The following is a 17,192-nucleotide window of genomic DNA, read 5'->3' on the forward strand; positions in this document are numbered from 1 at the left end:
TTATAAAAATTTCCTGCAAAATTTAGCGCAAGTACGTATATAATTAATCAAATCAATATTCAACATATCGAAATAGCATATATTCTTTACAAGAAAGGCAATAAAATGACAGACAGGAGACATAATCAAACTCCTCAATACCAACCAAGCCTAAAAGATATTTCCCCATTACTAACAGGCACAGGTATTGTTTTCGTATTACTTATTGGTTTTGCTTTGGCAATAGCATTTACGGGAATTACAATTGTAAAGCCTGGAGAAGTAGCGCTTATTATGAATAATATTACTGGAACAGCTACTCCAAAGGTTACTAACGGAACAATTGTACATCTTCCTTTTGGTATGACCAAAGTATACAAACTAGATAAAACACAGCAACCAATTCGTATGCAAGGACATGACGGCGTACAAATAAAAACCAATGATGGTTCTAACGTAACGATGAATGTTGAAGTACAGTATCAGGTTATACCTGCTGAAGTACAAAAAATAATCAAAATTATTGGGCGCGGAGATCGCTACAAACAAGGTTTGGTACGCGCTTATACACGTAGTATTATACGAGATACACTTGGAACGCTTTCTGTAACAGAAATTGCAAACCCGAGTAATCGCGATGGTAAATTGGATGAATCTAAAACGAAAATGAATGAGAGTCTTGTCAAGTACGGAATTACAGTTAGCTTGATTACTGCTACTAATCCCAAATTCAATTCTGATTATGAAATGATGATCAAAAAGCGTAAAGAAGCAGATCAGGAAGTGCGCAATCAGAGATCAGCACAGATTACTGCTCAGCAAGAGCAATACAAAAAAGTTGCAGAGGCAACTCGTATTAAAAAAGTAGCTATTCGTAAAGCAGAAGGAGAATTAGTCGCAAAAATTATCGTTGTCGTCGAAAAAGCTAAGCAAATGTTAGAAAAAGCAGAAGCTGAAGGTTACACTTTAGAAAAACAAGGTGAGCAGGCTCTTGTTGAAGGGAAAAATGAGTCGGAAGCTATCTTAATAGAAGGTCTGGCAAAAGCAGAAGCAATTAAGAAATTATCAGAAGCGTATGAAAAAGGTGGACAGGCTCTCGTACGGGAAGCACTTGCCGAAAAATTTCGTGGAGTTATTCTCGAAGGAAGACCGTATAGTTTGTCGACAAATATTGATCGCTTTAAAATGGAAAAAATAATAGGCGCACAGGAGAAAAAATAATGAAATACTTACCTACCATTGTAATATCTGCTTTTATCATTGTAATGCTATTCTTTATGATTTGCGTAGAAATTGTACCGCTTGACAAAGTCGGTGTGCGTAGTAATATGCTTGGCCAAGGGGTTGAGAAACTAGACTTAAAACCAGGAATGCGTATTATTATACCTGGTATTCACAAATTGGATATGCTAGATCCTACACTTCAAGAACTTACTTTTGCCTCTGAGCGAGGAGAAGGCCCTTTAAAATTGAGAACAAGTGATCAGTACACTACTCAAGTAGATCTCACTATTTTTTTTCGCATTCGTAAAGGAAAAGCATGGGAAGTACTGACTAAAATGGGGCCAGCATATGCTTTTACTCATCGTTTTGGTCAAATTGCTCGCGATGCAATTTGGCGGGTAATGGGAAAAATGAAAACAGAAGATTTTTATTCCTCGGCAAAGCGTATTGAGTATTCAAATCGAACAATTCTTTATATAAATAAAGAATTGGCAAAGATGACCGAAGACAAAAAAGGTATGTTGATGGCAGAAAATTTACTTATTCGTAAGGTTGTGTTTGATCCGCGTTTCGAAACGCAACTGATCAACAAACAGTTGTTAGATCAACGTACTTTACTTGCAAAAAGTGAGAAAAATCGCGAAGAAGAAAAAGAAAAAACTGAGCTAATTGAAAAGAAAACGGCTGCAGATGTACTCGCTATAAACGAAGGAATGCGCCAAGAAATTAAAACCAAAGTTTCTGAAAATGAAAGAAAAGTGGCAGAAATTGTTGCGGATGCGAGTTTAAAAGTAAAAACGCGACTTGCGATTGCAATGCGCTCAAAAAGAGAGTCCATTGCTAACGCTGAAAAAATGAAAGAAATTGCGCGAGCTACAGGACAGAAAGCGATCAATGAATCTTACCAAAGTTTTGGTGGTAAAATGTTGCTGAGTCGCAAATTTGTAGAAAATATTCGCATTGGTAAAATTGAAATCAATACTAATCAAGTAAATCCATTTGATACAGAACAATTTTTGAAGATGGTCGGTGCTGATTTTACAAAAGACAAAGAATAGTTATTGCCTCTATTGAATACGGAATAAAGCGTTATTCAAATTAAAGTATTATTCGATAGAGGCAAAGGCTAGGAAGTGAAGCTGAGCTTCGTCCTCCTAGTCTTTGTTTCTATTGAATAATACCTTATTTCGCATTTATTGTTAACGGTAAAAAATTTCTTAAGTCAACAGTTATCAAGCTTAGCCTCTATTGTAATTTCTGAATTCAACAGTTGGGTTTTGCATAGAATAGTTATATGCCTACTTACTTTGTAAGTACTGATATATAAAATTTGCTACAACAACATGCCCTAATGGTGTCCAGTGTTGGTCATAAGTAAAGTACATTTGTTCGCCAACTTTCACCTTCTTTTGTAAAATATTAGTCAAAGAAACAAATTCTATTTTGTTTTTATCGCAGAAATCTCTGATTAGTTGTTCTTTATACTTTAAACGTTGCAATACTTTTTCAAAAAAATCGTTGTCCGATAATTTTTTTCGCATTTTTCTTTTGTACAACATACAGAAGTCGTGAAAATCTGTTTTGGATATTTCTTTTTGCATCACTGGTAGCACTACATGAGGTTTTGTCGGAGCAAAAATAAGAATAAGACGTATGTTCTTTTTGTTACATAAATCCTGTATTTTGGTGAGTGCAGATTGTACGTTTTTCCATGCAGAAGAGTTTTGCAGTTTTTCGTATGGTACATAGTGTTGCATTATTCGTTTGACAGGAAATGAGTGGTAAACTTTGCTGTTTGCAGGGTACTCTAAAGGTAGCCAGTCTATGGCATTGCTACTAGTTTTCCCTGTGTTTGTTTCTGTGTATGCAATTAAGAAACTCTTAATATAGTTGCGGATAGGAGATGTTTTAAATATAAGTTTCATGCGTTTAGAGAGTGAAATTGTTTCTTTATGATCAGAAAAAATTTGAGTGCGGCGGAAATCATTGCCTTCATATATTGTGCATATGGCGATTTTAGGCTTTAGTTCCAAAGCATATTTTTCAAATGTAATTAGATAATTTAAAGGGTCGGATCCAGCCATTCCTAAGTTACATAATACTTTTCCTACTTTTTTTTCTAATAGTTTTCCCCAAACTTGATTATCAGAAACTTCAGGTCCTTCAGTGAATGAATCTCCAACAAGAACTATATCGCAATGTTTTAAATTATTGGAATTGCGAAAGCCTTTGTTGTCGATGGTCATTGTGTATGGAAACTCAGGATAACCTTTTTCTATACGTGAGTAGCTTTTTTTCTGTAACGGGATATCTTTGTAGATACCAGAATAAGTATAATTAGGCGGTCTATGGTAGTTTTGATTATTTCCAACATATCGTTTTGAGGATAAAAGTCTTAGTGAGAAGTCGAGAAGAACAATAGTTGGAATTAGTGCTAATAGAACAGCACATACACGAAAACAGCGCTTTTTAAACATTTTACGTGTATTTGCCCAAACAATATACAAGATAATAATAGAAACAGCGAAAATAGCAATATTTCCAGTAAGTCTTGCAACAGAGTAGTGACCGAGTAATACAGTTTTTTTTATTGCAATCATTCGTATAACATTACTGGGAATAATCCATACAAAAGTATTTATAATAAATAGTAGTATTGTTGTTGTTATAGCTATTTTTTTATTCATTTTCTTATCCGTCAATATTTTAATGTTGGTATTTAAAGAGCAGTTAGGAATTGGAAGTCAGAAAGTTATTAATGGTGTTTACAGCTTTTGCATTCGTCCAGATTTATCCATTATACTGTGCAGTTTTTCGTAGACTGTTGGATGAATACTCTCTGGTATATTTAGTTCTTTTATTGTATGGTCATTGAAAAATCTGCTGAGATTGTACGCTATGTTGTAGCCGGTAATTTCTTTTGTTGAAGTAGAAAAATTGATACTGCCATGTTGTTTGAATAGAGAAATAATTACTTTACGCAAATTGATTGGTTCTTGCTTTTGCAAAATATTTTGTATTTTTTGTAAAACTCGTATACAGTTAGGAAGATCTTTTTGTTTTGCGAGTTGCTGAGCTGACTTTGCTTTTTTGATTAAGAGTTTTAAGTTGTTTGGTATTTTGAGCTCTGAAAATGTGTTTTGTATGGCGCGATCAATAGTTTTCTGTTGGTAAGAGATGCTTTTTATTCTTTGTGCAATGTCTTGTGGGGAGACGCCGTATACTACCAAATTTGCACCTTGGTATTGTACATTCTGTAGTTGTACTAATAAACCTTCGTAACGTTTGATATATCTGCCTTCTTGAACTAAGATATTATTTGTTTGTATGTTTAGCTGTTCTTGTAGCTTGCGGCGAACAAGACTTGTTATTTTGTTTTGTAGCTTTGTAGGAACAAAATTTAAACTTGTTTTAAATTCGAGAAAAGTAAATTTTTTACTCGATAGAAAACTTTCGATTAAATGTTCTAAGGGTTGCGCTACATTCTTACACTGTGGTTGTTTTTTTAACTCACTTAGTGTTTTTTGTAAGTCTTCGAGATAGCGATCTCCATACAAAGCATTGATAATTCGTAAATTGATATCATTTGTGTATAGTATCTGGGGAAGTATCTGTCTAATGTTGGTTTCGCCAACTGTTCCAAAATATAAGTTGAGTATTTGTATTAATTGATGAGGAGTTTTTTCATATTCACGAACAATACATTTTATCTTATAGATAATTTGTAATTCTTCATATTTTGTAATAGTTGTTAATCTTTTTAAAGGATATTTACAAAGCAAACTTTTCAGACCTTGAAGGTGAGCTGTTTTTTCTATTTCGCGGCGAAAATTGTGGTGGTGATTTTGTATCACTTGCTCTATTTGTATTAGTAGATATTGATAAATTTGCTTATTAATTTTACGTTTATTGCTGATTTTGCTGAGTAGAAGCAGTATTTTATGGAAAGTTTTTTCTCCGTAGTTGATAATGTCAAGTGTCGTTTCTGGTTGTAGAAGCATTTTTTGGCGTATTAATAAACTATCTTTAAGTTGAGTTAATATTTCTCGCTGTGATTTTTCTAGTTTTGAAGAATTTAATATACCTTTGATTACTCGAATAAAATCTCCAGGGTTACACGTGCATAAACTTTTGCGTTTATGTTTATCAATAACAAATTTTATTTTTAAAAATTTGTGATTTAGAATAGCAGCGTAACCTAAATAAGGTTTTTTTTGAGGTATACGAATGTACACTTCTTGTTTATAAAAAACCCAATCCTGCCCTTTTTTGTATTGATGCCATGTCCACAAGGAAGTTTTAGTTATTTCAGGCTGAAAAAACTTACGTTTCTTTAACCATCCAAAACTTTGCGTTGAACCTTTTTTGAGCCAATTTTTCGTATTATTAGCATATTTTTTGTAGCGTTCGGTATTAGAGAGTACATTTCGTAATGTTTGTGCAAGGTTTGGCGATTTTTCTAGTTCAAATTCACAGGTTTCCAGAGTGTCTATTTCTTCATCTGGTTGACGAAGATCAAATGATATAAAGTCGTCTTGTTTTGATTGAACCTCTACATGAACAGGTTGTGCTATACTACTTTTATCTACCTGGAGTTCTATCGATACTTTTTTAATTAGTTGTGGAGATAAATCTTGCATAAAAGTTATGATTTGAGAGATGGAACTTTTTTCGTTTATGTCATGTTTTTGTGAAATAAGTCGAAGATTCTCCTGGAATTTTTTTATATTAGATGTGATATCTTGGCTATATATATAAAGAGCTAGAAAACGCAAAATGTTAGCGTTAATGGTATGTTTACTATCTAAATCGTAAAACAAACGTATAAAATCTTCTTCTGTTTGCACCCATTTTATTTGCTTTTCCGTTAACTGAGAAAATGCTTTCCATAAAGTAACTAGCTCAGTATTACATTTTTGATTTGCAAGTTTTTTCCAGTTCATTGTTTTTTATTTCTTAATTTATGGACTACTTTCTTGGCAACTTCATCAACAATTGTTGCGTCTTCTGATGAAATAGCAAAATTTGTTTGAATAGATGAAATTTTTTTGAAAAAATTTAAAGTTGTTATATCAGGACGCAATATTGAATCTATGGCTTTTTCTCCGGTGATAGAGGTGGACTTTTCTTGGGAGGGTAAAACATCATATAAACTAAGTACTTCGTATTCAAGATTTTTGTAAGGAGTTTGCCCTTTCTTATTTGTGAACTTATTTGCTTGTTTAAATACATATTCCATGTAGTTTTTGGTACGCAACCATGATACCTCTAAAGGCCTTTGGGAATAATAGGCGACATCGAGGTCTCCAGAGTCTAATTTATCAACGTCAAAATATCCTGACCCGTCGATAATGATAATTTTCGCTTTCATTCCTGGGTTTTTATCTAAAATAGATGTAAAAATTTGCATCAAACTTTCTACACCATAGTTGTCGTATATTCCTCCGTCAGAAATATTTAGAAATCTTGATTTTTGTGTATAATCGCGGAGAGTAACAGGGCCAAGTAAGTTGGGAACAGAGGCTGATGCAACTACTGCTTTTGATACGCGGTAGGGGCTAATATCAGAGTTTAGCGTTTCAAAACCAATCGTTTTAAAGGGGATGTGGCTTTCTGTTGTTGCATGTTTTATGAAGCCAGCTTCGCGAAGTGCTTTGAAATATTGGGAGCTGTTAAATTGCGAATCCTTAATAGTTGAAAAAACAAATTTGTGCCCACCACTGAGATCTGTACCATTTATAATAAGTTTAGGAGCTCCATTTTTCTCTGCTTGTAGTAGATCGCGAAATGTAGCATTTCCCCAAAAGTTATCTTCCCATATCCCTGCAAGTAAATCTCCTCTGTTGTAATAAGTTACCAAGTCGAGGACCCAAAATCCACATAGAATTCTTGCTAGAGCCTGTATTTGAAAATTACAGTGCATTGCCTTTTTAAATTTATCAAAAAATAAAGGATCGTTCTTGCTTTGTTTGTTATTGTAACGAGCCAAGCAGTAGTAAGCTGATGCTAGGCTGCCTCCCGAAACGCTTGAAATATAATCAATTTCATCAACAATGGACTTTTTGGAAGCAAGCTTTATTTTGTGGAGTTCTTTTATTATACTTGCGAAAAAATAAGCAGAACGACTTCCACCACCTGAGACAGCAACGCCTACGAGTACATCGCCGTATTTTTTTTCAATCTGTATCTCTTTATAAGGAGTTTGCCAGTTATTGTCGTATTTATATGCTCCCCAAAAAACATACTCTTTCAAAGGGTAAGTGACTATATTTCTTGCTGCATCTACAGTTGTACCTATAATAACTCCGCATCCTAGTAATAAAGAGCAAAATAAAAGGCATAATGCTTTGCAAAAAAAAGATTTTGTGTTTCGAAAAAGAAAAAACATATTGTTCGTCCTTATAAAAAGGAGAGATTGTTTTTGATTTGAAAGGTGATGTTTAAAGATGAATCTTAGGTACGTTAATTGTTGATGCTGTTTGGTTAAGTTGTATCTCCGAAATAGTGAATACAACCGTTTGTGATTTTATGTCGATACTCTCCTTTTAGGAGAGCAATCTATGTATATTAAAAATGCTTGGTTAGGCAAAAAATTATTACTGATCTTAATGATAAAAACTCAATGTTATAAAGTTTCGATTATCATTATGCTTAGGGCCTGTCATCATTCAAAATGTTTTTTCGATCCCGAGCCCATTTCGAAGTTTTTTTGGGATCGGGATCGTAGTCTCTATTTTTACTAGCTAAGTTATATTGTTAATGTTGAGACATCAAATAGCATATTAGTACGTCTTAGCTTTTTGATAAAATTATTGCATTTTTTCACGACTTAGTTTTTCAATAATATCAATCTTTGGGGAAGACTTTTTGAGAAAGAAAAATGAAGTTATAAGGAGTATAAATCCAATAGCAATGTGGCCCCAAACCTTTTGATCTGCGGGAATATAATCGTGTAAGAAGTTGAGTTGTTTTGATGAATGAGACAGTAGTGCTACAAAGCTAAGAATAAAAGTAACTAATACAGCATAGTAGTTTTTGATTTTAAATGGCGTTTTTATAAAAGAAGAGGTTTGACCTTTGTATAATGTTTCTACCCATCCAGGAATATCACCGCTTGTAGAAGGAGTGATCCAGAATTCAGCGCTTAGGTTTTCTTTTGAAAGATCTAGACTTACTCTTTCAGGTACTACTTGGCAACCAGGAAAGCGTGGTACGAGCACAATATTGGTGTTTTTTAATTTTGTTAGAAATTCTTTGCTACCATCTACTACATCAATTTTAGATACTTGTAAAGTTAAAGGAAATGTTTGATTTTTCTTCATTTGATTATAATATTCAACTACTGTGTACCACTGTAGTGTTTTTTCGATAGGTTTTTGTACTACACGTGGTTGGCGTGAAGATGGTCGTACTCGCTCTAAGCTTGTGGGAGTAACTCCTCCAGACATAAATGCTGATTGCGATGGTGGTAAACTTTGTTCAACTTTTGGAGTTTCTTGGATAGCACTTTTTGAGTTGTCGTCTGAAAAAACTTTTTGAATAAGAGATAAAGAGACTTCTTCGTCTTTTTTCGGAGTTTGAACGTTTGAATATTGTATGTCACTTTCTTGGACATTACTTTCTTGGACATCACTCTCTTGAACATCACTCTCTTGAACGTCCTCTTGAACATCACTCTCCTGAACATCACTCTCTTGAGCGTCACTCTTCTGAACGTCACTTTCCTGAACGTCAGCTTCCTGAACATTACTTTCCTGAGCGTCACTTTCTTGAATATTCTTTTTTGTAGAAGAACTATGTTCAAGAACAGAGTTCTGGGAAGATCTGTTTACTTGAACTTCAGATTTTTGTGGTTCTAAGCCTTCAATGTTTAATATAGATGATATCCCGTCGTCAGTTATTTTATCTGCAAGATCCGATAAACTACCTGTTAGTTCAAAATTTGGGTCGTCTTCTAGCTCTACGGGTTTTTCAGGTTCGTAAAGGTCAGGTTTTTCCTTTTCTTCTTTTTCTTCTTTTTCTTCTTCTTTTTCTTTTACTGGAGATTCTGTTCCTGTAAATTTTAAAGTGTTACCTTGTTTTTCGGCAAGATTTTTCTTTAAATTAGGCAAGGTTTTTTTATTTAGAAGAGATACTGCATCTGATTTACTATCATCTTCATCATCTTCATTTATTTCTTCTAATAAAGGAGCAGCACTTGGCTGTTGTGTTGTTTCATTAACGGTTGTGTTTGACTCTGATTCCTGTGGTTCTTCATCTTCTTGTAGTTCTTCATCCTCTTCGTGCTCGTTTTCTATAGTATCACCCGATTTTAGTTGTAGTTCACCTGAACCAAAAGAGCGAAGGGCAACATCGCGGTTTTCATAAATGGGCAAGGAAGAATCTAAACCCAACATATCAAACAGTACTCTGAATTTTTCGGCCACATTTACTAGGCGAATTCCACCACCAACAACATTTACTTTATGAGCTATATTGATGAGTAGACCTAACCCTGAACTATTCAGGTATTTAGTATTTGACAAATCTAAAACAAAACGGCATATATCGTTTTTAAACAACTCTTGGATTTCAGCTTCAAAGATAGGAACGCTTTTTTGGTCAATTGGTCCACAAAGTTGTAGCAAGGCAATTTCGCCTACACCATCTTGTTTATAATATTCTGTATCAATGGTGAATTCCATGGTATTATTCCTCTATAGTAAGGCAAGTTATAAGCGCTAGTGGTTATTGAATTTTGCATTAGGGTGCGTCTACATTTACCTTTTTTATAATGCGGGTTATTTGAAGTATTAGCTTTGTTACTTTTCAGTTGTAGATGTAATTCTGCGTTTTCAAGATGCCTTACTTTGTCGTTGCATTATACAAAAACCTAAGTGTGGATGTACTCTAATGTTTGTGCACACATTTTAGTATATCAAAGCCAAAGCTGCACAAGCAAATGTATTTTTTTCACAATAGTTTACCTAAAATGGCAATGACTTCTTTACATTCTTCCTTGAGTAAAGATCTTGGAGCAATATACAAAGTATCATTCTTTATTACTGTAAATAAGGCTGGATCGTTCAATCTTAGTTTTTGTGCTACTTTTGCTAAGGATCTACTACTCGTACGGATGGCTACTGCAAATGACTCTATTTGTGTTGCTGGTAGTGCACCACTTCCTGTGTATGATGGAAAATTTTCAACAGTTATATGGTAGTGCGATTTTTTTTGTAATGTTGCACTGATATTTTGGGACATTTTCTGAGTTTGAAGTGGAGTTCTTGTTAACATTTCAAGTATAGGATTTGTTGTTAAGGAGCTTTGTTGATTATTTTGTAGAGTTTGTTGCAAAATAAGTGTAGTAAATTTATCTACGCGTAATGCGCGCATAAGTGGATTGTTACGTATACGAGTTATAAACTTTTCTTTTCCAACAATAATTCCTGCTTGGCAACCTCCTAAAAGCTTATCGCCAGAAAAAGTAACTATGTCTACTCCACTAGTAATACTTTTTTTGATAATTGGTTCACTTGCTAAAAGAGGTATGTCAAAGTCGTTAATAAGTCCTGAGCCTGCGTCTTCGATGAGAGGCAAATTATGTTTTTTCGCTAGCTGAGCAAGTTCATATGTGTTTGGTGTAGAAGAAAAGCCAACTATTTTATAATTACTAGTATGTACATATAAAATAGCTGCTGTGTTCTCGTTGATGGCCGCTTCGTAGTCACACAGATGTGTTTTATTCGTACATCCTACGATTCTTAGTTTGGCTCCACTTTGCTCTATAACTTCAGGTATTCGAAAACTTCCGCCTATTTCGACAAGCTGTCCACAACTAACAATAATTTCTTTGCCTTTGGCTATTGCTGAAATAGTAATTAAGACCGCTGCAGCATTATTGTTTACGACAGTCGCATCTTCTGCGCCTGTTAGACTAGTCAGTATTGTTTTTGTGTGCTCATCGCGATGGGATCTTTTTCCACTATTGCAATCAATTTCTAGGTTAATGTAGCTGGCAAGATTTTGTTGAACTTTTGCAAGTATATGAGGGGAAATAGGGGCGCGACCTAGCCCTGTATGCAGTATTACTCCGGTTGCATTTATACACCTACGCAAACTATTTATTTGTGTGGTAATCGTATTCTTGATGTTTTCTACAATATCAGAATAAATAACAGTTCGCGTAGAAATATTACTGCGAATTTCTTGTAAGTGCTCTCTTATTACTTTTAATTTAACATTCTGAGGAGCCTGGATACTTTGAATACAGTTATCTTCTAATAAACGACTCACAGAAGGAATTTGCTTATATTTGTTTTTATTCATTTTTTGAATTTTCGATAGCAGCTACAGCTAATTGGTCAGCTTTTTCATTTCCAGGAATGCCTGCGTGCCCTGCAACTTTTTTCATTTGCAAATACTTGAAGTTTTTCATTATTTCCTGAATAGATTTAATAAGTTCTTTGTTTTTTTTTGCTTTGTAGGCACCGTTTAGAACAGAAAGAGCATACTGAGAGTCCGTAAATATTGTTACAGGGTGTTGGTTATTTTTTAATGATTCCAGAGCTTTTTTGATCGCCTTTAATTCTGCAATATTGTTTGTCGCATGTCCTATATATTCACTAATTTCTTTTTTATGCGCTCCGTAACTAAAAAACACACCAATTCCTGCTGGACCAGGGTTTCCCGTACAAGCTCCGTCTGTATAAATCTCTATTTGTTGTGTGACAGATCCCGGAGTTGTTGGTTGGTCTTTGTTGTTAGAACTATCTTTCTTTTGAGAATACTCTGTTTTGTTCTGTTCTGTTTTGTTCTGTTCTGTTTTGTTCTGTTCTGTTTTGTTCTGTTCTGTTTTATTTTGTTCTGTTTTGTTTTCTTCTGGTATATCTTGTATATCATCTAGTCGAGCATTATAAACTTTGTCATCTTCAACATTTCGATATTTTATTTGCGCAAGGTTGTTTTCAATAACTATTTGACCTTGCGCATCAACAAGCGTGTACACTTTACATTTTTTAAATTTTTTACGCACCCACGGCATTTTTTATTCCAAAAATTAGCTTGAACTTAAGTTTTGTAAAATTTCTTCTGCTTCTTGTAATTCTTTCTCCATACCTAAATTTTGATAAATTTGGATAGCTTCGTTGATGCTTTTTTCCGAAGCTTCTTTTTGATCGCTTTGCGCCTGAACTATTGATATTGCAATTAACGTCGAAGCTAATTCTACTTTTTCATCTAGCTGTGTTAGCATTTCTACATTGGCTAAATAACATTCAATTGCATTCTCAAATTCACCTTGCATTGTGTAAACGCGTGCTAGGTTACCATGAGTTCGTATTAGATTCATAACGTCGCCAAGTGCTACGAATATTTCAACAGAACGTGAAAAATATTCTTCAGCAAGACCACATTCCTTGCGACAGGTATTTATATAACCAAGGTTGTTGTATATCGCAGCAAGGTGCTGCCAATCGCCCATTTTTTCATAACTCTCTAGAGCACCTTCGTAATATTTTACTGAATTGTCATAATTCTCTAATTTTGCACAAATATGCCCTAGGTTACAATTAACAAAAACAGAAGATAAAACGTCTTTTTGAATTTGGTAGATTCCATGAGATGTTTTATAGTGTTCGTACGCACGTTCATAATCTAGGGCACTCATAGATATAAGCCCTAGGTGTTGGTGTACTTCTTCTAAAGAAGAGTGGCAATAATACTCATTACCTATACGTAGTGCTTCTTGTAGGTTTTTAGTTGCTTGCTCCCAGTCTTGATTTTTAATTAGGGATGCACTTAAATTTAGAAGCGTTTGTACCATTTCACTGTATTGGTTTTTTATTTTTTTAGCTTCAAGACTTTCGTTATAGTATCTTTGGGCTAATTCGTAATCTTCATCTATATCACAAATTCTAGCTAGTTTATCTGTTACTGAAGATATTCCACTTATGTTTTCTAGCATATTGTAGATGGAGAGAGCTTCACCATAATGTTGTACTGCGCGGTCGGTTGCGCCAGCGTTCCAGTAGGTGTCTGCTAAAAGAACATTTTCTCTAGCGAGTTGTTGTTCGTTGTTAGAACGGCTCCACAAGGAAATTGCTTCGTTGTGATTGTGTATAGATTTTTCTAAGTGGCCCTGCTCAAAGTATATTGCTCCTTTAAGACGGTGTACTCTAGCTAATCCTCCACTGTTCATTTCGCTTTGGTAACTACTCATCGCATAATCAAGTGTTTGTAGAGAATGTGAACGGCTAATCACTTGGTTAAGTAGTGCACCCGAAAATTCAAGTAAGTCAGCATCTGTATTTTTGGCTTCTAACCACTTGTTTAAAGGAGAGAGATCTAAATCAGCTACTGCTTCATTGACGTGTTGTAAATCAAAAACTTCTGCTAAAATATCAGGGCTATAAGGAATTAAATGTACGTTTCCTAATTTTTCGAGATGATCTAGAGCTATATTTTTTTCCGTATACATCCAAAAAATTGGCTTTTCGGGATACTTTTTAGCTAGCTGAACAGCAAATCCATAGGTCTTTTTCCAGCAAAAATCGTTTGGATGTAACCCCATTAACAATACGGCTTTTGCTTTATCATTCTTGGTTATAAAATGATAAAATTTTTCTAGATTTGGCGATGCGCCTATAAGCCTATGGCTTTCGTTGTCTAAAGTTTGTCTCAGCGAATCTTCGTTGTCTATGCATCCGTTTAAATAAGAAATATAAGGAATGTTGGTGTCGGCATGCTGCTCAAAAGGAATGTCAGTGTACTCTTCTTTTAATGCAAGTGACAATCTATTGTCAATGTCTATAGTACCAAGTGCTAGAAGTTTTTTGCTGGCTACAATTTGTGCAATGGTTTCGTAGAATGGATCTGCCTCTGTGTATTTAAAACTTTGTAGAGGCAAAAACACATCGTCGGTAAAATATTCATAAAATACTCGATAAAACGCTTCTGTTGTTAAGTTTCTATCTTTTACCTCTGAAAGATAAAGTTCTAAAATATCCCAGCTATTTTGGAGAGTAGATAAAAATTTTTGTATGAAATTTGTATGAGAAGAAGGTTGCTTTATACTAGAACCCACTAGTAATACTAACTCTTTATTTTGGGAAAACTCTTTTAATTGTTTTATATGTCTAGCCATAGTAATAACTTCATTCCAATAGTTGTAAACATCAAAAAAACTAGCGCTTAACAAAGCAACATATTTCGTGTTATTTTAGGTGTGTTGACATTTAGGTTTTTATATAATATGAGATATTTTAGGAAGTAGCAAGGCACTTTGAGAGCGCAAAAGTTGAGCTCTGCAACCGAAAAGTAACGAAGCTACTCTCTAAAAGAACCAAATTATAAGGAAGATAAATGTCGACACGCACTAAGGAGTTTGGAAAAATTATGCTATTTTACTAGCTCTTTTATCCATCAGCGTTGTTATTTTTAATTACAGAACCATACTATGCACATTCAAAATATGTAGCTGATGAATAAAATTCCTGCGCAAAATTTGGTACATCGTTTTTTCCAAACCCCTTTGTACTTTGGTATTTTGTTACTTTGCGTTACAAGAGGGCGCTTTTGCCGTACCTGCCGTATTCAAGTGGCAGTATCTATTGTTGTAAATTATAGCAATTGCATAGAATCTTTCAAAGGAAAAAGCAAAGGCTCGATTTTTTTTTTGACAACAAACATCACCTTTGTTAGAGTTGCTAAAAACCAAATTTATAAACTATGCCCAAGTTATGTAGTTTTGGCTATTAATTTGAGTAAACTATTGTTTAGAGAGTTTTATGGGAATGAGTAATCAAAGTGTGCTTTATTGCGAAGGATTCTTTCCATCGGAGAATAGATGGCTATTCTATAGATATTGGCAGCAAAATTCCGATGCTAAGGGTGATATTATCGGTATTCACGGTGCTCTAGATCACAGTGGACGCTACAAAAAAATTGGTAAATCTCTTGCAGAAAAAGGCTATAACTTTTATGTTTTTGATTTGGCTGGTTATGGTCGTTCGGAAGGAAAAAGAGGTTTTGTGAATCAATTAGAGGATTACCTTGTCGATGTAGGGAATTTTTATGCTTTTCTTCGTGAATTTAAAGATATGAAAAATCCTTTTATTCTCGGGCATAATATGGGAGCTCTTCTTGCTATACTCTTTACACAATTAGGCCAATGTTTTGTCAAAGGTAATATTCTTTGTAGTCCTCTTTTTCATATGAAAAATCAACCTTCTATATGGAAAAAAGTGATGGCTAAGTTTTCTAACATCGCTCTGCCAAAATTTGCTGTCGACTATAAAATAGATGTAGAAAATTTAAGTAATGATCCAAACGTTGGTCATGAATATTCTTTGGATCCTTTTATCCACGAAAAAGTTACTGCAAGATGGCTTTGTGAATTGTATAAAACAATGAAACAAGTACAATCCAAAAAGTATATGATACAAACCCCAACATTAATAATGCAAGGGGATGGTGATACTACTTCAGACGTCGCAGCAACAAAAAGTTTTTTCGCTGGCCTACGTTGCAAAAAAGAATTTTTTCTTATTCGTCATGCAAAACATGAAATTTTAAATGAAATAGCAAATGATAAAATTATAGGAAAAATGCTAGCCTGGACCGAAGATAACTTATAGAGAGTTATGTACCCCTAAATCTGGAATTTCTGAGCGTGTATCAATTTCTCTAAGGCCAGGAAAAACTTGTTCTAATGTATTTGCTAGTCTATAAATTTTGACACGTTCCATTAAAGGAGCTGTACAAATATCGTAAAGCTCAAATAATATTTCTATAAAAAAATCTCTAATTTCCACATCTGATCGACTACGACTCATTAATTCTATTTTCTTCATTAGTAGTTTTGCCGCCATAAATCTCCCAGAGGAAAACATATCTTCTTTTCTTTTCTTTTTTGTTGTTAGCGATTTGCTAAATTCTCTTGTTGGTAAAGAGCCAAGTAAAGAGCGAATATGTTGAATGTCGATTGTTTGTTTTTGCAACACATCATTATTTTGATAGAGGCGGTTCATATAACGCTGACACCAATGTTTATATTTTCTCAATATGTTTTTTTCGTTAAATAAATGCTTTATTTTTAAAAAAACATCTGGTGTTGAGAAAGTGTCGATCGAAGACATTGAGAATAAATTTCGCCCCGTTAAACAACGCATTAAAATAAGGCCCAAACCCCAAACATCTGTTTTTTGACATACCTTACTTAAATTATAATACACGTATGGTTTATCATACTCATCTGTACGAATAGAAATGAGTTCTGGTGGTAACCAAATTGGCGTTCCATGTAGGCGCCCTAATATTCTTTCTATTTCAACTTCATTGATTTCACTGTTACTACGAGCAGTTCCGTAGTCTGTGATAATAGGAGTTTCGCCGTAGAACATTATATTTTCGGGCTTTATGTCATTGTGTACAATATGATTAGAGGTGATGTGTTTTAGTCCTAAGGTGATTAAATAGAAAAGTTTTAGGGCGTTTACAGGATCTACTGGTTCATTATTTAGAAACTCTGGAAATATATGATATATGGGTTTGTATATATGAGTTAAGTAGCAAGGTATTTGCTCTTGTCCCCAGAAAAAATAAAATGGAATAATTTTGGGGATATATTTCGAACCGATTCTCTGTAAGGTATTGAGTTTTTGAATTTCATTATTGATATAGTTTCTTGTAATTTCAAGAGGGTCTCTAGGAATTTTTAAGGCTAGATATTGAGTAGGTTGATTGATGTAACAAACTTTATATACTTCTCCATAGCCCCCTTTTCCCAATAATTTTTCTATGCGAATAGTTTGGTTTGAACCATCACTTGAATTTGCCAAGATACGATTTTGATTAATATATTTACCTTGTAAAATATGTTCAAAATGCTCTCTCGCCTGGATATTAGATTGGCATCTTTTATTTGTTATATTTATAGATCTGTTTTGTAGTTGCGTCATGGTTTCTAATCTTAGGGATAAATTTGAAATTGGGAGGCCAGCTGAAAATAT

The 17,192-nt window shown here is 34.2% G+C and carries 11 protein-coding genes; 3 read left to right on the forward strand and 8 right to left on the reverse strand.

Annotated elements, in window-relative coordinates; genetic code table 11:
• Positions 1–105: 105 nt before the first annotated feature.
• On the forward strand, positions 106–1,200 hold the full coding sequence (locus tag UABHE_RS01440; protein ID WP_372368379.1) for an SPFH domain-containing protein: 1,095 nt from the start codon (positions 106–108) through the stop codon (positions 1,198–1,200).
• Positions 1,200–2,261: an SPFH domain-containing protein gene (locus UABHE_RS01445; protein ID WP_372368380.1), complete on the forward strand. Its 1,062-nt coding sequence runs from the start codon at positions 1,200–1,202 to the stop codon at positions 2,259–2,261. The genes UABHE_RS01440 and UABHE_RS01445 overlap by 1 nt, the downstream gene beginning before the upstream one ends.
• Before the next feature lie 240 nt (positions 2,262–2,501).
• On the opposite strand, the gene UABHE_RS01450 is transcribed toward UABHE_RS01445, so the two are convergent.
• From UABHE_RS01450 to UABHE_RS01480, 7 genes are all read right to left on the reverse strand, one after another.
• Positions 2,502–3,890 carry a hypothetical protein gene (locus tag UABHE_RS01450; protein WP_372368381.1) on the reverse strand — a complete coding sequence of 463 codons (1,389 nt, stop codon included), beginning with the start codon at positions 3,888–3,890 and terminating at the stop codon, positions 2,502–2,504.
• Positions 3,891–3,968: 78 nt separating this feature from the next.
• Positions 3,969–6,146 (reverse strand): hypothetical protein, encoded by a 2,178-nt coding sequence (locus UABHE_RS01455; RefSeq protein WP_372368382.1) that lies wholly within the window; start codon positions 6,144–6,146, stop codon positions 3,969–3,971.
• Positions 6,143–7,591 (reverse strand): patatin-like phospholipase family protein, encoded by a 1,449-nt coding sequence (locus UABHE_RS01460; RefSeq protein WP_372368383.1) that lies wholly within the window; start codon positions 7,589–7,591, stop codon positions 6,143–6,145. Before UABHE_RS01460 ends, UABHE_RS01455 begins: the two co-directional genes overlap by 4 nt.
• A gap of 421 nt (positions 7,592–8,012) precedes the next feature.
• A complete protein-coding gene (locus UABHE_RS01465; protein WP_372368384.1) occupies positions 8,013–9,887 on the reverse strand; it encodes an STAS domain-containing protein in 1,875 nt (624 codons plus the stop codon).
• 268 nt (positions 9,888–10,155) lie between these two features.
• Positions 10,156–11,511, reverse strand: coding sequence for an L-seryl-tRNA(Sec) selenium transferase (gene selA / locus UABHE_RS01470; RefSeq protein ID WP_372368386.1), 1,356 nt, complete (start codon positions 11,509–11,511; stop codon positions 10,156–10,158).
• Entirely contained in the window at positions 11,504–12,226 is a 723-nt protein-coding gene (locus UABHE_RS01475; protein WP_372368387.1) for an RNase H family protein, read from the reverse strand. The genes selA and UABHE_RS01475 overlap by 8 nt, the downstream gene beginning before the upstream one ends.
• A gap of 15 nt (positions 12,227–12,241) precedes the next feature.
• Positions 12,242–14,326 (reverse strand): tetratricopeptide repeat protein, encoded by a 2,085-nt coding sequence (locus UABHE_RS01480; RefSeq protein WP_372368388.1) that lies wholly within the window; start codon positions 14,324–14,326, stop codon positions 12,242–12,244.
• Between the two features lie 643 nt (positions 14,327–14,969).
• Here UABHE_RS01480 and UABHE_RS01485 point away from each other — a divergent pair.
• The gene (locus UABHE_RS01485) at positions 14,970–15,818 is read left to right on the forward strand and encodes a lysophospholipase (RefSeq protein WP_372368389.1); all 849 of its coding nucleotides are present in this window, start codon (positions 14,970–14,972) and stop codon (positions 15,816–15,818) included.
• Here UABHE_RS01485 and UABHE_RS01490 read toward each other — a convergent pair.
• On the reverse strand, positions 15,813–17,141 hold the full coding sequence (locus UABHE_RS01490; protein WP_372368390.1) for a protein kinase: 1,329 nt from the start codon (positions 17,139–17,141) through the stop codon (positions 15,813–15,815). The two genes, UABHE_RS01485 and UABHE_RS01490, sit on opposite strands and share 6 nt — an antisense overlap.
• Positions 17,142–17,192: the final 51 nt, after the last annotated feature.

It is taken from the genome of Candidatus Uabimicrobium helgolandensis, assembly GCF_041508025.1.
Lineage (GTDB): Bacteria > Planctomycetota > Uabimicrobiia > Uabimicrobiales > Uabimicrobiaceae > Uabimicrobium > Uabimicrobium helgolandensis.